This is a genomic window from Lentzea indica (assembly GCF_012184385.1).
Lineage (GTDB): Bacteria > Actinomycetota > Actinomycetes > Mycobacteriales > Pseudonocardiaceae > Lentzea > Lentzea indica.
This window is the reverse complement of sequence record NZ_VSRL01000171.1, coordinates 1-19,038: the sequence shown is the minus strand read 5'-3', so window position 1 is coordinate 19,038 and position 19,038 is coordinate 1. Positions and strand designations below refer to the sequence as shown.

At 67.3% G+C, this 19,038-nt stretch carries 17 protein-coding genes; 8 read left to right on the top strand and 9 right to left on the bottom strand.

Annotated elements, in window-relative coordinates; translation table 11 throughout:
• Positions 1-1,129, bottom strand: a 1,129-nt coding sequence (locus FXN61_RS56990) for a WD40/YVTN/BNR-like repeat-containing protein (RefSeq protein WP_446684956.1), incomplete at its 3' end; no start/stop codon positions are given.
• A 141-nt stretch (positions 1,130-1,270) separates the two neighbouring features.
• Between FXN61_RS56990 and FXN61_RS33875 the strand changes: the two genes are divergently transcribed.
• Both FXN61_RS33875 and FXN61_RS33870 read left to right on the top strand, forming a co-directional pair.
• Complete coding sequence (locus tag FXN61_RS33875; RefSeq protein WP_167978033.1) at positions 1,271-2,959, top strand: acyl-CoA dehydrogenase family protein; 1,689 nt, start codon at positions 1,271-1,273, stop codon at positions 2,957-2,959.
• Between the two features lie 118 nt (positions 2,960-3,077).
• The gene (locus FXN61_RS33870; RefSeq protein ID WP_312878184.1) at positions 3,078-5,090 is read left to right on the top strand and encodes an NPCBM/NEW2 domain-containing protein; all 2,013 of its coding nucleotides are present in this window, start codon (positions 3,078-3,080) and stop codon (positions 5,088-5,090) included.
• Here FXN61_RS33870 and FXN61_RS33865 read toward each other — a convergent pair.
• Positions 5,087-5,719, bottom strand: a complete 633-nt coding sequence (locus FXN61_RS33865; protein WP_167978032.1) for a TetR/AcrR family transcriptional regulator C-terminal domain-containing protein — start codon at positions 5,717-5,719, stop codon at positions 5,087-5,089. The two genes, FXN61_RS33870 and FXN61_RS33865, sit on opposite strands and share 4 nt — an antisense overlap.
• A gap of 68 nt (positions 5,720-5,787) precedes the next feature.
• Between FXN61_RS33865 and FXN61_RS33860 the strand changes: the two genes are divergently transcribed.
• On the top strand, positions 5,788-6,228 hold the full coding sequence (locus FXN61_RS33860) for an ester cyclase (protein WP_167978031.1): 441 nt from the start codon (positions 5,788-5,790) through the stop codon (positions 6,226-6,228).
• On the opposite strand, the gene FXN61_RS33855 is transcribed toward FXN61_RS33860, so the two are convergent.
• The 5 genes from FXN61_RS33855 to FXN61_RS33835 all read right to left on the bottom strand — a co-directional run bounded on the left by FXN61_RS33855 (position 6,225) and on the right by FXN61_RS33835 (position 9,682).
• Positions 6,225-7,124, bottom strand: a complete 900-nt coding sequence (locus tag FXN61_RS33855; protein ID WP_167978030.1) for an asparaginase — start codon at positions 7,122-7,124, stop codon at positions 6,225-6,227. The two genes, FXN61_RS33860 and FXN61_RS33855, sit on opposite strands and share 4 nt — an antisense overlap.
• Complete coding sequence (locus tag FXN61_RS33850) at positions 7,105-7,872, bottom strand: amino acid ABC transporter permease (RefSeq protein ID WP_167978029.1); 768 nt, start codon at positions 7,870-7,872, stop codon at positions 7,105-7,107. The genes FXN61_RS33855 and FXN61_RS33850 overlap by 20 nt, the downstream gene beginning before the upstream one ends.
• The gene (locus tag FXN61_RS33845; RefSeq protein WP_167978028.1) at positions 7,872-8,486 is read right to left on the bottom strand and encodes an amino acid ABC transporter permease; all 615 of its coding nucleotides are present in this window, start codon (positions 8,484-8,486) and stop codon (positions 7,872-7,874) included. Before FXN61_RS33845 ends, FXN61_RS33850 begins: the two co-directional genes overlap by 1 nt.
• Complete coding sequence (locus FXN61_RS33840; RefSeq protein ID WP_167978027.1) at positions 8,483-9,367, bottom strand: glutamate ABC transporter substrate-binding protein; 885 nt, start codon at positions 9,365-9,367, stop codon at positions 8,483-8,485. Before FXN61_RS33840 ends, FXN61_RS33845 begins: the two co-directional genes overlap by 4 nt.
• 108 nt (positions 9,368-9,475) lie before the next feature.
• Positions 9,476-9,682: a cold-shock protein gene (locus tag FXN61_RS33835; protein ID WP_030468404.1), complete on the bottom strand. Its 207-nt coding sequence runs from the start codon at positions 9,680-9,682 to the stop codon at positions 9,476-9,478.
• Between the two features lie 237 nt (positions 9,683-9,919).
• Here FXN61_RS33835 and FXN61_RS33830 point away from each other — a divergent pair, with 237 nt between their 5' ends.
• Together FXN61_RS33830 and FXN61_RS33825 are read left to right on the top strand one after the other, a co-directional pair.
• Positions 9,920-10,138, top strand: a complete 219-nt coding sequence (locus FXN61_RS33830; RefSeq protein WP_167978026.1) for a hypothetical protein — start codon at positions 9,920-9,922, stop codon at positions 10,136-10,138.
• A gap of 31 nt (positions 10,139-10,169) precedes the next feature.
• Positions 10,170-10,904: a hypothetical protein gene (locus FXN61_RS33825; protein ID WP_167978025.1), complete on the top strand. Its 735-nt coding sequence runs from the start codon at positions 10,170-10,172 to the stop codon at positions 10,902-10,904.
• 18 nt (positions 10,905-10,922) lie between these two features.
• Here the strand turns inward: FXN61_RS33825 and FXN61_RS33820 are convergent, their stop codons facing one another.
• Complete coding sequence (locus tag FXN61_RS33820) at positions 10,923-12,011, bottom strand: sugar ABC transporter substrate-binding protein (protein ID WP_246292338.1); 1,089 nt, start codon at positions 12,009-12,011, stop codon at positions 10,923-10,925.
• A 243-nt stretch (positions 12,012-12,254) separates the two neighbouring features.
• Between FXN61_RS33820 and FXN61_RS33815 the strand changes: the two genes are divergently transcribed.
• The 3 genes from FXN61_RS33815 (at position 12,255) to FXN61_RS33805 (ending at position 15,769) form a co-directional block, all read left to right on the top strand.
• Positions 12,255-13,961 (top strand): S8 family serine peptidase, encoded by a 1,707-nt coding sequence (locus tag FXN61_RS33815; RefSeq protein WP_167978035.1) that lies wholly within the window; start codon positions 12,255-12,257, stop codon positions 13,959-13,961.
• Positions 13,962-14,091: 130 nt separating this feature from the next.
• Complete coding sequence (locus FXN61_RS33810) at positions 14,092-14,877, top strand: chitosanase (RefSeq protein WP_167978024.1); 786 nt, start codon at positions 14,092-14,094, stop codon at positions 14,875-14,877.
• A 103-nt stretch (positions 14,878-14,980) separates the two neighbouring features.
• A complete protein-coding gene (locus FXN61_RS33805; RefSeq protein WP_312878183.1) occupies positions 14,981-15,769 on the top strand; it encodes a chitosanase in 789 nt (262 codons plus the stop codon).
• Between the two features lie 65 nt (positions 15,770-15,834).
• On the opposite strand, the gene FXN61_RS33800 is transcribed toward FXN61_RS33805, so the two are convergent.
• Positions 15,835-18,765 (bottom strand): glycine--tRNA ligase, encoded by a 2,931-nt coding sequence (locus tag FXN61_RS33800; RefSeq protein ID WP_167978034.1) that lies wholly within the window; start codon positions 18,763-18,765, stop codon positions 15,835-15,837.
• Positions 18,766-19,038 lie beyond the last annotated feature (273 nt).

Here is a 19,038-nt window from a genome sequence, read left to right as displayed (position 1 = left end):
CGATGCCGTTGCGCGTGCGTACGTGGACGTGTGGCTGCGGTGCGACCCATGACCAGGACGTGAACGCGGCACGCAACATTCTGGCCGCCGGGCTGGCGGCGGCCACCTGGTGCCAGGTTTCGCCCTCGTCCGGGCTCGCGTAGACCTCGCCTGAGCGGGAGCCGAAGTAGACGCCGGGAACTTCGGCGTCGTCGGTGCACATCGCGTCGCGCATCACGGCGGTCCAGAAGCCGTCGGGCAGGCCGGCGCCGAGGGCTTCCCACGACGAACCAGCGTCGCGGGAGCGGTAGACGCGGCACTTGCCCTCCGGCGGGAAGCGGCGGCCGTCCGCCTCGATCGGGAACGTGAAGATGGTGTCCGGGTTGTGCGGGTGGACGACCATGGCGAAGCCGAAGTCGGTGGGCAGGCCCTCTGCGATGGACTGCCAGGAGTCGCCGCCGTCGTCGCTGCGGTACACGCCGTGGTGGTTCTGGGCGTAGAAGCGCGAGGGCGCCAAAGGGTGCTGGGCGACCTTGTGCACGCACTGGCCGAACTCGGGCCACGGGTCGGGCAAGAAGTAGGCCTTGATGCCCTTGTTGCGCGCCTCCCAGGACTTGCCGCCGTCGGCGGTGCGGTAGACGCCGCCGGTCGACATCGCCACCAGCACCCTGTCCGGGTCGACCGGGTCCGGCACGATCGTGTGGACGGCCTGGCCGCCGAAGCCCGCCCCCCACTCCGGGCGGTGCGGATGGTTCCAGAGGCCCTCGACGAACTCGAACGAGCGGCCGCCGTCCGACGACTTGAACAGCGCGGAGGGCTGGGTGCCCGCCCACACCACACCCGGCTGCGACGCAGGAGCCGGCTGGAGTTGCCAGACGCGTTCCAGCGCGGCGTCGTCCACCGGGAACGCGATCGGCGGCTCCGAGGGCTCCTCCCACGTCGCCCCGAGATCGTCCGACATCGACACGCCCGGCCCGAAGTGCGGGGAGGTCACGCCTGCCAGCAGGCGCACACCGGACCGGGTGTCGAACGCGACCGCGTACACCTCCTGCATCGCGTGATGCGGTCCGTCGACCTGCCACGTGACCCGATCCTCGCTGCGGGCGAGCCACAGCCCCTTGCGCGTACCGATCGCCACTACCACCGTCATCGCAACACAGCCTCCAGTGCCGGAATGTGATGCAGGGCACGTTACGCCGGGGGTCTGACAATTTCTGACTGTGCAGGAAACCCCACGTAGACCCGCAAGTTACTCACTGGTAGCGTCCGAACGGAGACGAAGGAGGCGCCAGTGCTGCTCGACCCGAACCACTACGACCCCGCCCACCTCGACGACGAGACCCGCCGCCTGCTCAGGGCGACGATCGACTGGTTCGAGGCTCGCGGCAAGCGGCAGCTGATCGCCGACGCGCAGGACAAGGTCTGGTACACCGAGTTCCTGGACTTCGTGAAGACCGAGAAGCTCTTCGCCACCTTCTGCACGCCCGCGAGCGTCGACGGCACCAAGCGCTGGGACGCCGCCCGCAACGCCGCGTTCAGCGAGGTGCTCGGCTTCTACGGGCTGCAGTACTGGTACGCCTGGCAGGTCACGGTGCTCGGCCTCGGCCCGATCTGGATGAGCGGCAACGAGGAGGCCAAGCAGAAGGCGGCGAACCTCCTCGACAGCGGCGCGGTGTTCGCGTTCGGCCTCTCCGAGAAGGAGCACGGCGCCGACGTCTACAGCACCGACATGATCGTGACTCGCACGCAGGACGGCTACCGCGCGAACGGCGGCAAGTACTACATCGGCAACGGCAACGTCGCCGGCATGGTCAGCGTCTTCGGCAAGCTCGGCGACAGCGACGAGTACGTCTTCTTCGCCGTCGACAGCCAGCACGAGAACTTCAAGCTCGTCAAGAACGTCGTCGACAGCCAGATGTTCGTGAGCGAGTTCCGCCTCGACGACTACCCGCTGACCGACGCGGACATCCTGCACCGCGGCCCCGACGCCTTCTCCGCCGCGCTGAACACCGTCAACGTCGGCAAGTTCAACCTCTGCACGGCCAGCATCGGCATCTGCGAGCACTCCTTCTACGAGGCGATCACCCACGCCCACAACCGGATCCTCTACGGCAACCCGGTCACGAACTTCCCGCACGTGCGCCAGAACTTCGTCGACGCGTACGCGCGCCTCACCGCGATGAAGCTCTTCGCGGACAGGTCGGTCGACTACTTCCGGAGCGCGAACGAGAACGACCGCCGCTACCTCCTCTTCAACCCGATCACCAAGATGAAGGTGACGAGCGAGGGCGAGCAGGTCATCGACCTGCTCTGGGACGTCATCGCCGCCAAGGGCTTCGAGAAGGACACCTACTTCACCCGCGCCACGGCCGACATCCGCGCGCTGCCCAAGCTCGAAGGCACCGTGCACGTGAACCTGGCCCTGGTGCTGAAGTTCATGCCGAACTACCTCTTCAACCCCAAGGCCTACGACGAGGTCCCCACGCGCCACGACGCAACGGATGACGACTTCTTCTGGCACCAGGGCCCCGCGCGCGGCCTCGGCAAGATCCAGTTCCACGACTGGGAGCCGATCTACACCGAGCACGCCCACCTGCCCAACGTGCAGCTCTTCCACGAGCAGGCGAACGCCATCAAGACTCTCCTCACCACCGCGGCACCGGACGCCGACCAGCAGAAGGACCTCGACTTCCTGCTGAACCTCGGCCACCTCTTCACCCTGGTCGTCTACGGCCAGCTGGTGCTGGAGCAGGCCAAGATCACCGGCACCGACTCCACCGTGCTCGACCAGATCTTCGACGTCCTGGTCCGCGACTTCGCCGGCTACGCGACCGCGCTGCACGGCAAGGCCAGCAGCACCGAGGCCCAGCAGCAGTGGGCCGTGAGCCAGATCCGCAAGCCGCACGTCGACCATGCCCGCTTCGACGCCGTCTGGCAGCAGGTCGTGGCGCTCTCCGGCCAGTACGAGATGCGCCCCTAAAGAACCAAACGGGACACAAGGGGGCAAAGCGGCATGCTTTGCCCCCTTGACGTATCTGTTCCACAAACGTTTACATGAGACGCCGCCGCCCTCCACAGCCACAAGGGAGCGCGTGCACGTGGAACACCGCAGATGGCGCACAGCCGCAGTCGCCGCCCTCATCGCCGCCAGCACCCTCATCGCACCAGCCCAAGCGCAACAGGCGATGAAGGACGACGGCCTCGCACTGACTCCGCCGATGGGCTTCAACAACTGGAACACCACGCACTGCCGCAACGACTTCAACGAAGAGATGGTCAAGGGCATCGCCGACATCTTCGTGAACAAGGGCCTGAAGGACGCGGGCTACGAGTACGTCAACATCGACGACTGCTGGGCGCTGCCCGAGCGCGGCCCTGACGGCAACCTCGTCCCCCACCCGGTGCGCTTCCCCAACGGCATCAAGCACGTTGCCGACTACGTGCACAGCAAGGGCCTCAAGTTCGGCATCTACACGTCGGCGGGCACCAAGACCTGCAACCGCGACAACGGCTTCCCCGGCGGGCTCGACCACGAAGAGCAGGACGCCAAGCTGTTCGCGAGCTGGGGCGTCGACTACCTCAAGTACGACAACTGCAACAACCAGGGCGTCGACGCGAAGCTGCGCTACACCAAGATGCGCGACGCGCTGAACGCCACCGGCCGCAAGATCGTGTTCAGCCTCTGCGAGTGGGGCCAGAACAAGCCGTGGGAGTGGGCGAAGGACGTCGGCCACCTGTGGCGCACCACCGGCGACATCAGTGACAACTGGAACTCCATGGTGTCGATCGCCAAGCGCAACATGGTGCTGCACGAGTACGCGGGCCCCGGCCACTGGAACGACCCGGACATGCTCGAGGTCGGCAACGGCGGCATGACGGACCTGGAGTACCGCAGCCACTTCAGCCTGTGGGCGATCATGGCGGCACCCCTGCTGATCGGCTCGGACCTGCGCAAGGTCACCCCGGAGACCTTCGACATCCTCAACAACCGCGAGGTCATCGCGGTCAACCAGGACAAGCTCGGCGTCCAGGCCAAGCCCATCCGCGACCAGGGCGGCACGTACGTCCTCGTGAAGCCGCTCAGCAACGGTGACAAGGCCGTACTGCTGTTCAACGAGAACGACAGCGCCGCCAACATCTCCGTGACAGCACAGGAACTCGGCCTCACCAACGCGGGCGGCTACAAGGTCCGCGACCTGTGGGCCAAGACCACGACGCACACCGCGGGCTCCATCAGCGCCGCACTCCCGCCGCACGGCTCGGCGATGTTCCGCGTCAGCGCGGCCAAGGACTGGTACCTCTACCCGCCCGCCGTCACCACCGCCGCGGACGGCGAGGTCCTCTATCCCGGCGCGCTGCCGATCGTGCAGCCCGGCAAGTCCGTCACCTACACGACCTCGGTGAGCAACACCGGCCGCCTGCCGATCGCCCTGGTCCAAGCCACGCTGAACGTCCCCCAGGGCTGGACCGCCAAGGCCACGTCCGGCAGCTTCAAGGCGATCCTGCCAGGGCAGAAGAGCTTCAAGACCACGTGGCAGGTGACTGTCCCGCAGAACGCGCAGGCCGGCAGGTTCCCGATCAACGCGAGCTTCACCTTCCACAGCCCGCACGAGAACAACCCCGTGACCCGGCAGTACTCCACCGAGGCACTGGTGCCCGGCGCAGCACCGAAGGGCGACCTCTTCGTCAGCGATCTCAAGTGGTTGCGAAGTGCCAACGGCCACGGCCCGGTCGAGGTCGACACCACCAACGGCGAGGCGAAGGCGGGTGACGGCGGCCCGATCACCATCCGCGGCAAGGTCTTCACGAAGGGCCTCGGCACGCACGCCCCCGCGCACGTCGAGTACTACACGGGCGGCAACTGCTCGAAGGTGACCGCGACGATCGGCATCGACGACAAGAAGGTCAACCCGCTGAGCCTCGTCAGCTACGAGGTGTGGGCCGACAACAAGAAGGTCTACGACAGCGGACCGGTCTCCGGCACGGACGCCGCGAAGTCGTTGGAGGCCGCTGTGTCCGGCGCGACGGTCGTGCGCCTGATCGTGCTCGACGGCGGCAACGGCAAGTCCTACGACCACGCCGACTGGGGTGACCTCAAGATCACCTGCTAATCCTCCTGGTAGCGCTCCAAGGCCGCGATCATGAGTTCGAGACCGAACTCGAACTCGTGATCGTGGTCGTAGGTGCCCAGCTCGTCGAGCACCTCGGCGGACAACGGAAACGCCGACATGTCAACACCTTCGTACGGCGACAACGCGATCCCGCCCAGCTCCGGCGACGTCGCGACCTCCCGCATCAACGTGCCGAGCAGGTACGACACCATCGCCCGCATCATCCCGACCGCGATCTTGCCCCGGAAGCCCGCCTTGTCCAGGTTCATCAGGCCGATCTCGATGGTCCGGAACCCCGCCTCCGAGCTCAGCCTGCGCGTCGCGAGCATCACGAACGCACGGGGATGCTGCCGCGCCAACGCCCGCACGGCGTGCGCGTGCGCTCGGATGTGATCACGCCAGTCGTCGCTGTCGACGTGGTACGGCCGGGCCTCGGCCATGATCCGCTCAGCGGCGAGGTCCACCAGCACGGCCTTGTTCGGCACGTGGTTGTACAGCGACATCGTGCCCGCGCCCAGCTCGGCGGCCAGGCGCCTCATCGAGACGGCCTCCACGCCCTCACGCTCGATCAACCGCACCGCCGCATCCACGATGCGGGCGCGGGTCAGCGGTTCACGTGAGGAGGACACTGGCGGAGACCATACGACGTGGAGTAACTTCCCTGCGACGTACGGCGTACGTAGGAGGGTCGGCCGGCATGACCGAGTCCAAGGCGCTCAGAGCGCTGCGCGAGGCGATCGTCCTGGAGCACATGGAATGCCAGAACGACTTCGACTTCGACACCTCCCTGAACGCGTTTCCGCACCCGCGGTACGAGATCATGGCGTCCGGCCAGGTGCTCGACGGCGTGGACGAGGTGCGCGCGTACTGGCTGCGCACCCGCGCGGCGTTCCCGGACCAGCGCAACAAGGTCATCGAGGTGCACCACGCCGATGACGCGGTGGTCGTCGAGTTCGAACTGCAGGGAACGCACCTGGGCAGCCTCACCGGCGAGGAGGTGACCGGCAGGACGTTCAAGGTCAGAATGGTCGGGTTCTTCCTGTTCGACAAGGACGTGCTGGTCTGCGAACGGGTGTACGGCGACAGCGCGACCGTGATGAGCCAGCTCGGCATGCTCGACCTCCCTGAAGCGTTCTAGAACGCTGCTCGCACTTCGCCGACGACCTGGCCACCGCCGAGCACCGGCACGGACAGGTGCTCCTTGGCCGGTGACACGTCGTGGCCCAGCGCGGCCAGCGCCGTGAGCCCGATCGCCGTGGTGGCACGAGGATTCCCGTCCAGCACCTTCACCGCGACCGCGTGACCTGCCGCCGTCGCCAGCACGAGGACACCTTCCGCGCCTCCCTTGGCCACCACGCCGGGCAGCAGCTGCATCACCACGGTGTTCACGTGCCCGGTTCCCCCGACGTACTCGGGAAACCCGCGCATCGCGTCAGCGACCGGCGTACGCACGAGCCCTTGCATGGCCCGCGCCAGGCCGTGCAACGACAACCCGTACACGGGCGCACCACATCCGTCGACCGCCGTGTGCGCAACGGTCTCGCCGGAGAGTTCCTCCATCGTTCGCAACACCAACTGCTGCAACGGATGCGCGGGTTCCAAATAGGTTCGCGTCGGCCACCCTGCCGCCACGCACGCCGCCAGCATCGCCGCGTGCTTGCCGGAACAGTTCATCCGCACCCGCGACGGCTCGGTCAGCCGCTGCCGCGTCTCCTCGTCCTCCGGCCACGACGGCGGGCACTGCAGCAACCCTGCCTGCACTCCGCCGAGCAGCTGCATCACCAGCTCGACGTGCCGGTCCTCCCCCGTGTGCGAGCCGGCCGCGATCGCCAGCGCGGGCCCCTCGAGTGGCGCCCCCGCTGACAGGCACGCCAGCGCCTGGAACGGTTTCATGCACGACCTCGGCAGCACCGGGTCCTCAACGGAGCCAACGGAAACGCCGACAGCGCCGGACGGCAGCAACCCGACGACGCTGCCGTGGTGCAGGCTCTCCACGAAGCCGGACCGCGTGACCTCAGCGAGCAGTGCGGGCACGACGAGCCTCCAAGCGGTGAGACAACCTCGACAGCGCGAGGTTGACCACGAGGTAGACGAACGCGACGACGATGAAAGTCTGGATCAACAGACCGTTGTAGTTCGCGAGCACTCGCCCGTTGAACAACAACTCCGTGTAGGACACGACATATCCCAGCGAGGTGTCCTTCAACAGACTGACAGCTTGGGTCACGAGCAACGGCGTCATGTGCCGAACCGCCTGTGGCAGCACCACGAACCGTGTCACCACACCGTCCGGCATGCCCAGCGACAACCCGGCCTCGCGCTGTCCGGGATCGACGGACTCGACGCCCGCCCGGAAGATCACCACGTAAGAGGCCGCGTGCGACAACGCCAGCGGCACCACGAGCTTCCAGAACAGCGGCAGGTTCACGCCGAACGACGGCAGCACGAACAGCATCACGTACACGAGCAGCAGCACCGGAACCGTGCGCATGACCTCGGCGTACGCCCGCGTGAACCGGTTGGGACGCAACGCGAGCAGCAAGCCACCCGCCATCGCCAGCACCCCCGTCGCGCACGCCGCCACCACCGTCGACCACAGGCCGTTGAGCAGATAACGCCAGACGGGCCAGGTCAGGTACGGCCTCCACCGGACAGGGTCCAGCTGCCCGTTGGCCGCGAACTGCCGCAACCCCAGCGCGACCAGCCCCGCCAGCACCACGGCCGACACCACGGAGACCCAGAAGACCCTGCGACGGAAACGAGGACCAGGAGCGTCGAACATCAGGCCAGCCGCCGTTCCAGCACACGCGCGCCGAACCCGATACCGGCGGCCATCACCAGATAACAGAGCCCGGCACCGGTGAAGACCAACAACGGCTGGGCGAGCTCCAGGTTGATCCGTTGCGCCGCACGGGTCATGTCCACCACGCCGACAACGCCGGCCAGTGCCGTCGCCATCGTCAGCGCGATCGCGATGTTCGCCAGCGGCTGCACCACGCGACGTCCTGCCTGAGGCAGGATCACGTGCCGCAACGACTGCTGGACCGTCAGCCCCAACGCCCGTGCGGCCTCCCCCTGCCCGGACGCCACCGAACGCACTCCCGACCGCAGCGCTTCCGCCACGAAAGCGGCCTCGTACAGCGCGATCGCCGTGAAGGCGGTCCAGAACAGCGGCATCGTCACGCCGACCTCGGGCAGCCCGAACACGAACAGCACCAGCCACGCGAGCAACGGGATGTTCCGCCACACCTCGACGTAGGCCGTGCCGACCCCGCGCAGCAGCGGCACCGGCACGATCCGAAGCACCGCAACGACAAGACCGACGACGAGTGCGCCCGCGAATGACAGCAGAGTCAGGGCAACGGTGTTCAGAAAACCTTCGAGGACCAGGCTCATGAGGCGATCGCGGGGGGCGACGGGGCGTCGCCGGTGACCACGGTGCCGATCGTCTGCTTCCAGACGTCCTGCCACAGCCCCGATTTGCCGATCTCGCGCAGCCAGTCGTTGACGAACTTCGTGAACTCCGCGTCGCCGTGCTTGATGCCGATGCCGTACGGGTCCTCGGTGAACGGCTCACCGACGAGCTGGAGCTCGCTGTCCTTCGAGGCGTCGGCCACCAGGATCGCCTGGTCCTGCACGTAAGCCTCGCCGCGGCCCTGCTTCAGCGCGGTCAGGCACTCGGGGTCGGAGCCGAACTCGACGACCCGCGCGGTCGGTGCCACCGCCTTGATCGCCCCGATCGCCGGCGTGTTCGCGCCCGCGATCACGGTCTTGCCGGCCAGGTCAGCGGGCTTCGTGATGCCGGACGTGCCCCTGCGCACCGCGATCGACTGCCCCGACTGGTAGTACGGGCCGGCGAACGCCACGCGTTCCTTGCGCGCGGGCGTGATCGTGTAGGTCTGGATGATCACGTCGACCGTGCCGTTGGCCAGCAACGGCTCGCGCGTCTCCGAGGTGGCGCTGAGCAGCTCGGTCTGCGGACTGCCGATGATGTACTGGGCGAGGAGCTTGCCGAGGTAGGCGTCGAAGCCGGTGAGCTCGCCGCTGGTCGGGTCGAGCTGGGAGAGCAGGGGCGCGTCCTGGGAACCGCCGATGATCAGCTTGCCGCGCTTCTTGATCCGGTCGACGGCCGAGCCAGGAGTGACCTGACCTGTGTACATGGGCGCCTTGCCGAGCAGGACGGCGAACTTGCCGCCGCCGACGCCCGGCACCACGTTCTCGCCGCCAGCGCACCCGGCCACGAAGAGCAACAGCGCTGCTACGAACAGTCTCCCCATGCTCTGAAGTTACTGATCGCGATTCATCGGGCACAAGATACGACAAAGCCGCTTGTCCGATAGTGGACAGGCGGCTTGTCTCAGATCAGATGGTCTGACCAGTCAGACTCAGACGGCGCGAACGCCCTGGGCCTGCGGGCCCTTCTGGCCCTGACCGATCTCGAACTCGACCCGCTGGTTCTCCTCGAGAGCCTTGTAGCCGTTCATCTGGATCTCAGAGTAGTGGACGAACACGTCGGCGCCACCGTTGTCAGGGGAGATGAAGCCGAAGCCCTTCTCCGCGTTGAACCACTTGACGGTGCCCTGTACTGCCATCTTGCTACTTCTCCTCCAACAGGTGCCGGATCGCGCTCGCGACCACCGGGTCAAGTCACGGCTGCGCCTTCTCCGGAACCTGGAGAAGCCACACGCTCGCGACCTCGTTCCGCGAGCGGGGTAATCCACGAACACGAAACGTACGACCTTGGACAGTCAACCATGACGCACCAGCCTCAGTCGAGCCATGAATCTCACTGCTACCGTGGGATCCTGGAGGACCGAGCGGAGGTACTCGTGCCCGAGCAGACAACGATGTCGATCAAGGTCTCGATCGCACCGCAGGTCGCGAACGGCTTGTATGCGCTCGTCCAGAAACACCTCGCCGAAGCCCGCCCGAACGAGCGCCGGCGGACCGGGGACGTCATCACGAACACCTTCTCCGGCACCGCGCACGACACCGTGATTCAGGTCGGCAAGGTGCACGGACAGGTCAACGACAACCGGGGCCGGTAACCTGGAGGGTCGTTGACCCAGGGGGCCGTGCTTGACCGGCAGCGAAAGACTGCTCTTCTTCTTCGTCGGCTTGGTGACCACGTTCGTGTTCATCCGCATCAGCGTGCGCATGATCAGGGCGAAGGTGCGCTGGTGGCCGCGAAACATCGTGCACGGCGACACGCACGTGCATCACGTCGTGTTCGGCACCGTGCTTCTGCTCCTGTCGAGCGTCACCGGCCTCGTCATCCCGGACGACCTGTACGGCGCGAGGCTGGCCGCCGCGGCCGGCCTCGGGGTGGGCGCGGCGCTCGTGCTGGACGAGTTCGCGCTGATCCTGCACCTGAGGGACGTGTACTGGACGAAGGCGGGGCGTCTGTCCGTGGACGCCGTGTTCCTCGCCGTCGGCCTGACAGGGCTGTTCCTGCTCGGCGCCCGCCCGCTCGGCTACGACGACGTGCTGCAGCTCAACCCGGACACGACGCCGAGCGACACGTTCACGATCCGGCTGATCGCCATCGGGGTCAACCTGTGCTTCGCGATCGTGGCGCTGCTGAAGGGCAAGATCTGGACAGGGCTGCTCGGCTTGCTGGTGCCGGTGGTACCCGCCGTGGGAGCGGTGCGGCTGGCCAGGCCCGGCTCGCCGTGGGCACGCTGGCGCTACCGGGAGGGCTCGCGCAAGCTCAGCCGCGCATACCGCAGGGAGGCGCGGATCCGGCAGCCGATCATCCGCGCCAAGATCGCCGTGCAGGAGTTCATCTCCGGACGTCACGACCTGCCCGACTAGGCAGGTCGTGACAGGGCTTCACCCTCCGAGAATGTCCTGCTGAACGCACGCCTGGGCGAGGTCGCCCGCACACAGCTCCTGCGGCTTGACGATGCCCTCGGTCACCAGCGTGCGCACGCTGTCCTTCTTGATCAACGTCGCGCCGAGCAGCACCGACTTGATGTCGCGCCGCGAGACGGGGTCCCGCAGGTTGCCGGTGGCGAGGTCGTCGGCACCCTCGAGGTCACCGCGGGCGACCGCGATGGCCAGCCTGGCCGCGGCCTCTGCCTCGTCGCGCACCGGCTTGTAGACGGTGATGCACTGGTCGCCGCGCAGCACGGCCCGCAGACCGTCCACAGTGGCGTCCTGGCCGGTGACAGGGACCTTGCCCGCCAGGCCCTTCTTCTTGAGCACACCGATGACCGCGCCGGCCAGGCCGTCGTTGGCCGCGACCACGCCGTCGACCTTGCCGCCGTTCTCGTTGAGGATCTGCTCGAACAACTGGCCGCCGAGCTCGTTGTTCCAGTCGGCGACCGGCTGGGACTTCACGAGCTTGAGCGCGCCACTGTCGTACTTCGAGGACAGCCGCGACTTCTGGCCCTGGGTGAAGAGCGTGGCGTTGTGGTCGGTCGGCGCGCCCTCGATCTCGATGATCTGCGCACCCGCCTTGTCGCCGAGGCAGGAGAGCAGGCCGTCCGCCTGGAGCTGGCCGACGTTCACGCTGTCGAAGCCGACGTGGTACTCCGCCTGGCCGCCGAGCGTCACACGGTCGTAGTCGATGACCGGGATGCCGGCGGCTTTCGCCTTCTTCTGCACCGCGAGTCCGCCCGCCGCCGACAACGGCGTGATCATCAGGACCTTCACCTTGCGACGGATCATCTCGTCGGCGATCTGGGCGAACTTCGCCTCATCGCCCTCCGCGTTCTCCATGAACGGTTCGATGTCCGCGTAGTTGAACGCCTGCGTGAGCAGCGGCCGATCTTGTTCTTCCCAGCGCGTGGAAGTCGTTCGGTCGGGAAGGATTACCCCGACGATTGGTTTGGGTCCGCGCGCGGGCAGCGTCGGAGAACCCTGACCTGCATCACCGCAGGCAGAGAGGAGAAAGAGCAGGCACGCCGACGATGCCATTACCCGTCTTCGCATAAACGCGGAGTTCATCGCTTGAATGTTGTTAAGTCAAGATTTCTTCTCACCCATCACGCTCCGCTTCCGACCGGCTACAGTTCGATTCCGTACGAAAGGCGCTGATGCATGGCGAATTTTCGTGTCAGTGTGTCGGACTTGGGCGGCAATCGGGGGCCGCTTCATGTTGTTCGATCCAGCCCTGACCGGGTGTGAGGAGACAGCTAGGTGAGAACGCGCAGAACCGTGATGGCGGTGGCGGCAACGGTGTCGCTGATCGCCGCGGGCACTTCGGCGGCGGGGGCAGCGCCGGCCTCTACCGCGGGCCAGCAGGACACGGAGTACACGGTCCTTCTGGAGGACCCCGGAAACCGCGACTTCGCGATCGACGCCGTGCACGCGGCGGGCGGCGAGGTCGTGCGGGACAACAAGGCCATCGGTCTGCTGACCGTGAAGGCGCCCGCGAACGGGTTCGTGGAGAAGGTTTCCGCATCGAGCGCTGTCGTCGGTGCCGCACGGACCAAGCCGATCGGTCACGCTCCCGCGGCGAAGGCCGAGAAGGCCAAGCGGGAGAACGTCGAGAAGGAGAACAAGGCCGCACAGCCGAACAAGGCTCCTGCCGCGTCGAAGTCGACCGCCGGCATGGACCCGCTCGACGGCGACCTGTGGGGCCTGAACCTCGTCCGCTCCAACATCGCGCGGGCGAAGCAAGCCGGTGACAAGCGCGTGTACGTCGGCATTCTCGACACCGGTGTGGACGGTTCACACCCGGACATCGCGCCGAACTTCAACAACGAGCTCTCGCGCAACTTCACCGTCGACATGCCCAACGACTCCGACGGTGGCGTGTTCGACGGCCCGTGCGAGTTCCGCGGTTGCGTCGACCCGGCCAACTGGGACGACGGCGGCCACGGCACGCACGTCGCCGGCACCATCGGCGCCGCTGCCAACGGCTTCGGCATCTCCGGTGTCGCGCCGAACGTGTCGCTCGTGAACATCCGCGGTGGCCAGGACGCCGGTTCGTTCTTCCTGCAGCCCGTGGTCGACGCCCTGACCTACGGCGCCGACATCGGCCTGGACGTCATCAACATGTCGTTCTACGTCGACCCCTGGTACATGAACTGCATCAACGACTCCACGGCCACGCCGGAGGAGCAGCTGGAGCAGCGGACGATCATCGCGTCCGTGCAGCGCGCCCTGAACTACGCGCACCGCAAGGGCGTCACGCTGATCGGTGCCGCCGGCAACAACCACGAGGACCTGGGCAAGCCGCGCCAGGACACCGTGAGCCCGAACTACCCGCCGGGCCACAACCGCCCGCGACCGGTCGACAACGCCACCTGCCTCACCCTGCCGACCGAGGGCAACCACGTCATCTCGGTGTCGTCTCTGGGCCCGTCGACCGCCAAGGCCGACTACTCGAACTACGGCCTCGAGCAGACCGCGATCTCGGCTCCCGGCGGCTACTTCCGCGACGGCCTCGGCACGCCGTGGTACCGCACCAACGAGAACATGATCCTGTCGACCTACCCGCGCAACGTCGCTCTCGTCGAGGGCGCGATCGACGAGGCCGGCAACATCACCCCGGCCGGCGAGGCCGCGGGTGTGAAGAAGGCCGTGCAGGGCGACAAGGTCGGCTACTACCAGTTCCTGCAGGGCACCTCGATGGCCGCCCCGCACGCTTCCGGTGTCGCCGCGCTGATCGTCAGCCAGTACGGCAAGAAGGACAAGGGCCGTCCCGGCCTGACCCTCGCGCCCGACAAGGTCGAGAAGGTGCTCTACAAGACCGCGATCCAGCGCGCCTGCCCGAACCCGCGTCTCGTCTCGTACGTGCCCGTCGGCCGCTCCGCGGAGTTCGACGCGCTCTGCGAGGGTGACTCGAAGTTCAACGGTTTCTACGGTCACGGCATCGTGGACGCCTACGGCGCGGTCACCCGCGGCGGTCAGTTCCTGTAGTTTTCGCTTGAACCGCAACGGCTCCCGGTTTCGACCGGGAGCCGTTGTCTTTTGTCGGCCCTTGTGGCTGGAATCGCTCCCACGCTACGGTGCGCCTGTCGCCGCCGATTCCTCACCGGAACGGAACGACATGAAGACGTTTACAAAGCTGGCCGCGACCATTGTGTGCGCCGCCGCCCTCGTCACCCCCGGCACCGCGCACGCCGCGGACCTGAACGACCCGCAGCTCAAGGACATCGCCATGCAACTGGTGTCCAGTGCGGAGAACTCCTCTTTGGACTGGCGCGCCCAGTTCGGCTACATCGAGGACATCGGGGACGGCCGCGGCTACACCGCGGGCATCATCGGCTTCTGCAGCGGCACCGGCGACATGCTCGACCTGGTCCGCCTTTACCGCGACTGGCAGCCCGGCAACGTCCTGGAGAAGTACCTCCCCGCCCTCGAACGCGTCAACGGCACCCCGTCCCACGAGGGTCTGGACCCGACGTTCCAGGACGACTGGCACCGAGCCGCGCAGGACGGCACATTCCAGGGGGCGCAGGAGCACGAACGCGACCGCGTCTACTTCACCCCGGCAGTCGACCGCGCGAAGCAGGACGGCGTCCAAGCGCTGGGCCAGTTCATCTACTACGACGCGATCGTCATGCACGGTGACGGCTGGGGCGAGCTGGACTTCTCGGGCATTCGCCGGCGTGCCCTCAACACCGGCGCCCGCCCGCCGGCACTGGGTGGCGACGAACGCAGCTGGTTGCACGCCTTCCTGGACGCGCGGGTGTGGACGATGAAGCAGGAGCCGGCGCACGAGAACACCACCCGCGTCGACACGGCGCAGCGCCGGTTCCTCAACGAGGGCAAGCTCAACCTCGAACGCCCGCTGCAGTGGCATGTCTACGGGGACTACTTCGAGATCCGATAGAACGTTTCGCGAAATAGTAAACCCTCTTGCCAATAAAGGTATGGACCCCTTACCGTTGCTCCCACGCCGCCTGGGACCCCCATCCCTGCCCCGGAGGAGATTCGTGAAACTCTCTGGTCGCCTCGCGGCCGCACTGCTGACGTGCGCCGCGCTCATCACCACCACCACGACGACCGCCTCTGCGGCCGACCTGAACGACCCGCGCCTCAAGGACATCGCGATGCAGATCGTGTCCAGCGCGGAGAACTCGTCTTTGAACTGGCGCGGCCAGTTCGGCTACATCGAGGACATCAAGGACGGTCGCGGGTACACGGCCGGCATCATCGGCTTCTGCTCCGGCACCGGTGACATGCTCGACCTGGTCGAGCTGTACAAGAAGCGCAAGCCCGGCAACGTGCTGGAGAAGTACCTGCCCGCACTGCGCAAGGTGAACGGGACGCCCTCGCACGCAGGCCTCGACCCGAACTACACCAAGGACTGGAAGACCGCGGCGAAGGATTCCGTGTTCAAGGCGGCGCAGGAGTCCGAGCGCGACCGGGTCTACTTCAACCCGGCGGTGAAGCAGGCCAAGGCGGACGGCGTGCGTGCGCTCGGGCAGTTCGCGTACTACGACGCGATCGTCATGCACGGCGACGGTGGCGACAGGCTGAGCTTCAGCAGCATCCGCAAGCGCGCACTGGGCAAGGCGAAGCCGCCGTCGCAGGGCGGCAACGAGACCACGTGGCTCAACGCCTTCCTGGACGCTCGCGTGTGGGCCATGAAGCAGGAGCCCGAGCACGAGGACACCACCCGCGTCGACACGGCGCAGCGCGTGTTCCTCAAAAACGGCAACTTCGACCTGAAGACGCCGCTCAGGTGGAAGGTCTACGGCGAGAGCTTCGAGATCAAGTAACCGGACCGGCGTCTGCAAGTACCACCAACGAGCTGGTTGGTGGTATTTGCAGACGCCCTTTCGAACTACAGCTGCGTCCAGTCCAGCACCGGCGCCGCGAAGTCGCGGATCGACGCCAGCAGCCCGAGCCTCGCCGCCTTCACCTTCTCGTCCTCGGCCATCACCAGCACCTCGTCGAAGAACGTGTTGATCGGCGCGGTCAGCCCTTCAGCGGCACCGACGAACGCCGCGAGACCGGCAACATCCCGCGACACACCCTCGAACGCCTTGTGCAGCGCCACTTCCGCCGGCTCGGACAACACCGAGGCGTCATACGTTGCCTCAACGGAGGCCGGCACGATCCGCCGCACCCGCTGCAATGCGGCCACGAGCGAATCGAAGGAATCGTTGCCTGCCAACGACTCCAGCTGCGCCAGCGTCTCGTCGGCCAGCACTGGAGAGTCGGCCAGCGGCAGCACCGCCTGGACGAACCGGTGCTCGTGGCCCGCGTCCAGCAACGCCTGCTCGTAGCGGCGCACCGCGAACTCCCGCGCCGTCTCCAGCGCCTCTGCGGACACGTCAAGTCCCTCTGCCGCAAGCGAAAGCGCCACCGGCAAGGTGATCGCCCGCAGGTCGGGGAACGCCCGCAGCACCGTCACCGCGCCCAGAGCCGCACGACGCAGGCCGAACGGGTCCGAGCTGCCGGTCGGCTGCGCGCCGATGCCGAACAGACCCGCGAGCAGGTCGAACCGGTCCGCCAGTGACAGCAGCGCACCCGGCACCGACGAAGGCAGCGCGTCACCGGCCGAACGCGGGAGTTCCATCTCCCACAACGCCTGCGCGACCTCCGGGGTCTCCCCCGCGCGCGACGCGTACTCGCGCGCCATGACGCCGGCCAGCGACGACAGCTCGATCACCATCTGCGAGCCGAGGTCGAACTTGGCCAGCGCGCCCGCGCGGTCCAGCGTCTCGCGGTCCACCTCCACCACGCCGGCGAACCGGCCGGCCAGAGCGGCGATGCGACCGGCGCGGTCGGCCATCGAGCCCAGCTTGTCCGCGAACGTCAGCTTCGCGAGACCGGACTTCATCTCCTCCAGCGGGGTCTTGAGGTCCGCGCGCCAGAAGAACGCCGCGTCCTCGTACCGCGCGCGCAGCACCGCCTCGTTGCCCGCCCGCACCAGGTCGGCGTCGACGGAACCGTTCGCCACGGCCACGAAGTGCGGCAGCAGCGCACCATCGGACGAACGAACCGGCAGGTAGCGCTGGTGCTTGCGCATCACGGTGGTGAGGATCTGGCCCGGCAGCTCCAGGTAGCGCTCCTCGAACGAGCCGAGGATCGGTGTCGGCCACTCGACCAGGTTCGTCACCTCGTCCAGCAGGCCGTCGACCTCCACGACACCGCCGACAGAGGCCGCGAGCTCCTGCGCAGCTTCCACGATCGAAGCGGCGCGAACAGAGGCATCAGCCTGAATGCCGTGCCCCGCGAGGAACTCCAGATAACCGTCCGCAGTGGACACCTCGACCACCGGCGAGGAAGCAGTCCGGTGCACGCGCGTGACCGTGCCGGAAGCCAGCGACGACACAGCGACCGGAACTGGCGTCGACCCGAGCAACGCGAGCAGCCAGCGGATCGGCCGGGTGAACGACAGCTTCGGGTCGTTCCACTTCATGTTCTTCTCGGCGCGCAGGTCCGAGACGACCTCGCCCAGCAGCCCGCTCAGCACCTCGACCGCGCCACGTCCGGCGTCCGTCCTGGTCAGCGCGACGAACTCGGCACCGTTCTCTTCGACGCGGCCCAGCGCCGAGACCTCGACACCCTGGCCGCGAGCGAAGCCCTGCACGGCCTTCGTCGGGTTGCCCTCAGCGTCGAAAGCAGCGGAAACACGCGGACCACGCACCGTGCGCTCGGCATCCGGCTCACGCGGCGACACCGCGGGCACCAGCACGATGATCCGGCGTGGCGTGCCGTGCACGGTCACCTCGCCGTGCGTCAGACGAGTCGCACCCAGCTTCGAGGCAACGGCCTCACGCACCGCGTCAACGGTCCGAAGCACCTCAGCGGGAGGCAGTTCCTCGGTGCCGATCTCGAACAGCAGGGTCGCCGGCGCGACAACGTCCTCAAAGGACGAAGGCGCAACAGCGAGAGCGGGAACGTCAGCCACACCAAGCGGATGACCGAGCTCCGCGCGTCGCTCGGCCCACAGACCCGCGACCTCTCGCGCCAAGCCGCGCATCCGGCCGAACGCACGGGCGCGCTCTGTCGTGGAGATCGAACCCCTCGCGTCCAGCACGTTGAAGATGTGCGAGCACTTCAGCACGAAACTGTGCGCCGGAACGGGCAGGCGGGCGTCGAGCATGCGCCGCGCCTCGGCCGCGAACTCCTCGAAGAGGCGCTTGTTCGCCTCCACGTCCGCGTCGTCGAGGTAGTACCGCGACATCTCGTACTCGGCCTGGCCGAACGCCTCGCCGTAGGAGATGCCGGGCGCGTAGGCGATCTTCTTGAAGTGGTCGACGCCCTGCAGCGCCATCATGATCCGCTCGATGCCGTAGGTGATCTCCACCGACACCGGGTCGAGCGTCATGCCGCCGGCCTGCTGGAAGTAGGTGAACTGGGTGATCTCCAGGCCGTCCAGCCAGACCTCCCAGCCGAGGCCCCAGGCGCCCAGGGCCGGCGAGGCCCAGTTGTCCTCGACGAAACGGACGTCGTGCGCGCGCACGTCGATGCCCAGCGCCTCCAGCGAACCGAGGTAGAGCTCCTGGGGGTCGCCCGGATCCGGCTTGAGGATCACCTGGAACTGGGTGTGCGTCTGCAGGCGGTTCGGGTTCTCGCCGTAACGGGCGTCGTCGGGCCGCACGGACGGCTCGACGTACGCGACGCGCCACGGCTCGGGACCCAGCACGCGCAGCACGGTGGCCGGGTTCAGCGTTCCCGCCCCGACCTCGGTGTTGAAGGGCTGCACCACGATGCAGCCTCGGTCGGTCCAGTACTTGGTCAGCGCGAGCAGCGCGTCCTGCATCGTCAACACGGCGACGAGTCTACGAAACGGACGAAACCGCTGGTCAAGGGGCCTGCGTCCGGTGGCCTGCGCCACTGTGTCACGCTTGGTACAACCGAGTGGAGTCCCCGCACGTCTACTTGGGGTACCCGAATGCGCCGAGAGGAGTGGGTGTGGACAACCGGCCGCCGCGGCCAGGAGAACCGAACGGTACTCCCAGGCGACCTTCCGCCACCCCGCGTCCGCAGGCGGGCAACCCCGCCGCCCGCAGGTACCGCCGCGCGCCGCCGAACC

Bases quoted from the DNA above. Each gene is read 5' to 3' on its own strand.
- FXN61_RS33820 (WP_246292338.1), bottom strand. From the start codon at position 12,011: ATGGCATCGTCGGCGTGCCTGCTCTTTCTCCTCTCTGCCTGCGGTGAT.
- FXN61_RS33800 (WP_167978034.1), bottom strand. From the start codon at position 18,765: ATGCAGGACGCGCTGCTCGCGCTGACCAAGTACTGGACCGACCGAGGC.
- FXN61_RS33860 (WP_167978031.1), top strand. From the start codon at position 5,788: ATGACCGAGTCCAAGGCGCTCAGAGCGCTGCGCGAGGCGATCGTCCTG.
- FXN61_RS33840 (WP_167978027.1), bottom strand. From the start codon at position 9,367: ATGGGGAGACTGTTCGTAGCAGCGCTGTTGCTCTTCGTGGCCGGGTGC.
- FXN61_RS33810 (WP_167978024.1), top strand. From the start codon at position 14,092: ATGAAGACGTTTACAAAGCTGGCCGCGACCATTGTGTGCGCCGCCGCC.
- FXN61_RS33845 (WP_167978028.1), bottom strand. From the start codon at position 8,486: ATGAGCCTGGTCCTCGAAGGTTTTCTGAACACCGTTGCCCTGACTCTG.
- FXN61_RS33815 (WP_167978035.1), top strand. From the start codon at position 12,255: ATGGCGGTGGCGGCAACGGTGTCGCTGATCGCCGCGGGCACTTCGGCG.
- FXN61_RS33850 (WP_167978029.1), bottom strand. From the start codon at position 7,872: ATGTTCGACGCTCCTGGTCCTCGTTTCCGTCGCAGGGTCTTCTGGGTC.
- FXN61_RS33835 (WP_030468404.1), bottom strand. From the start codon at position 9,682: ATGGCAGTACAGGGCACCGTCAAGTGGTTCAACGCGGAGAAGGGCTTC.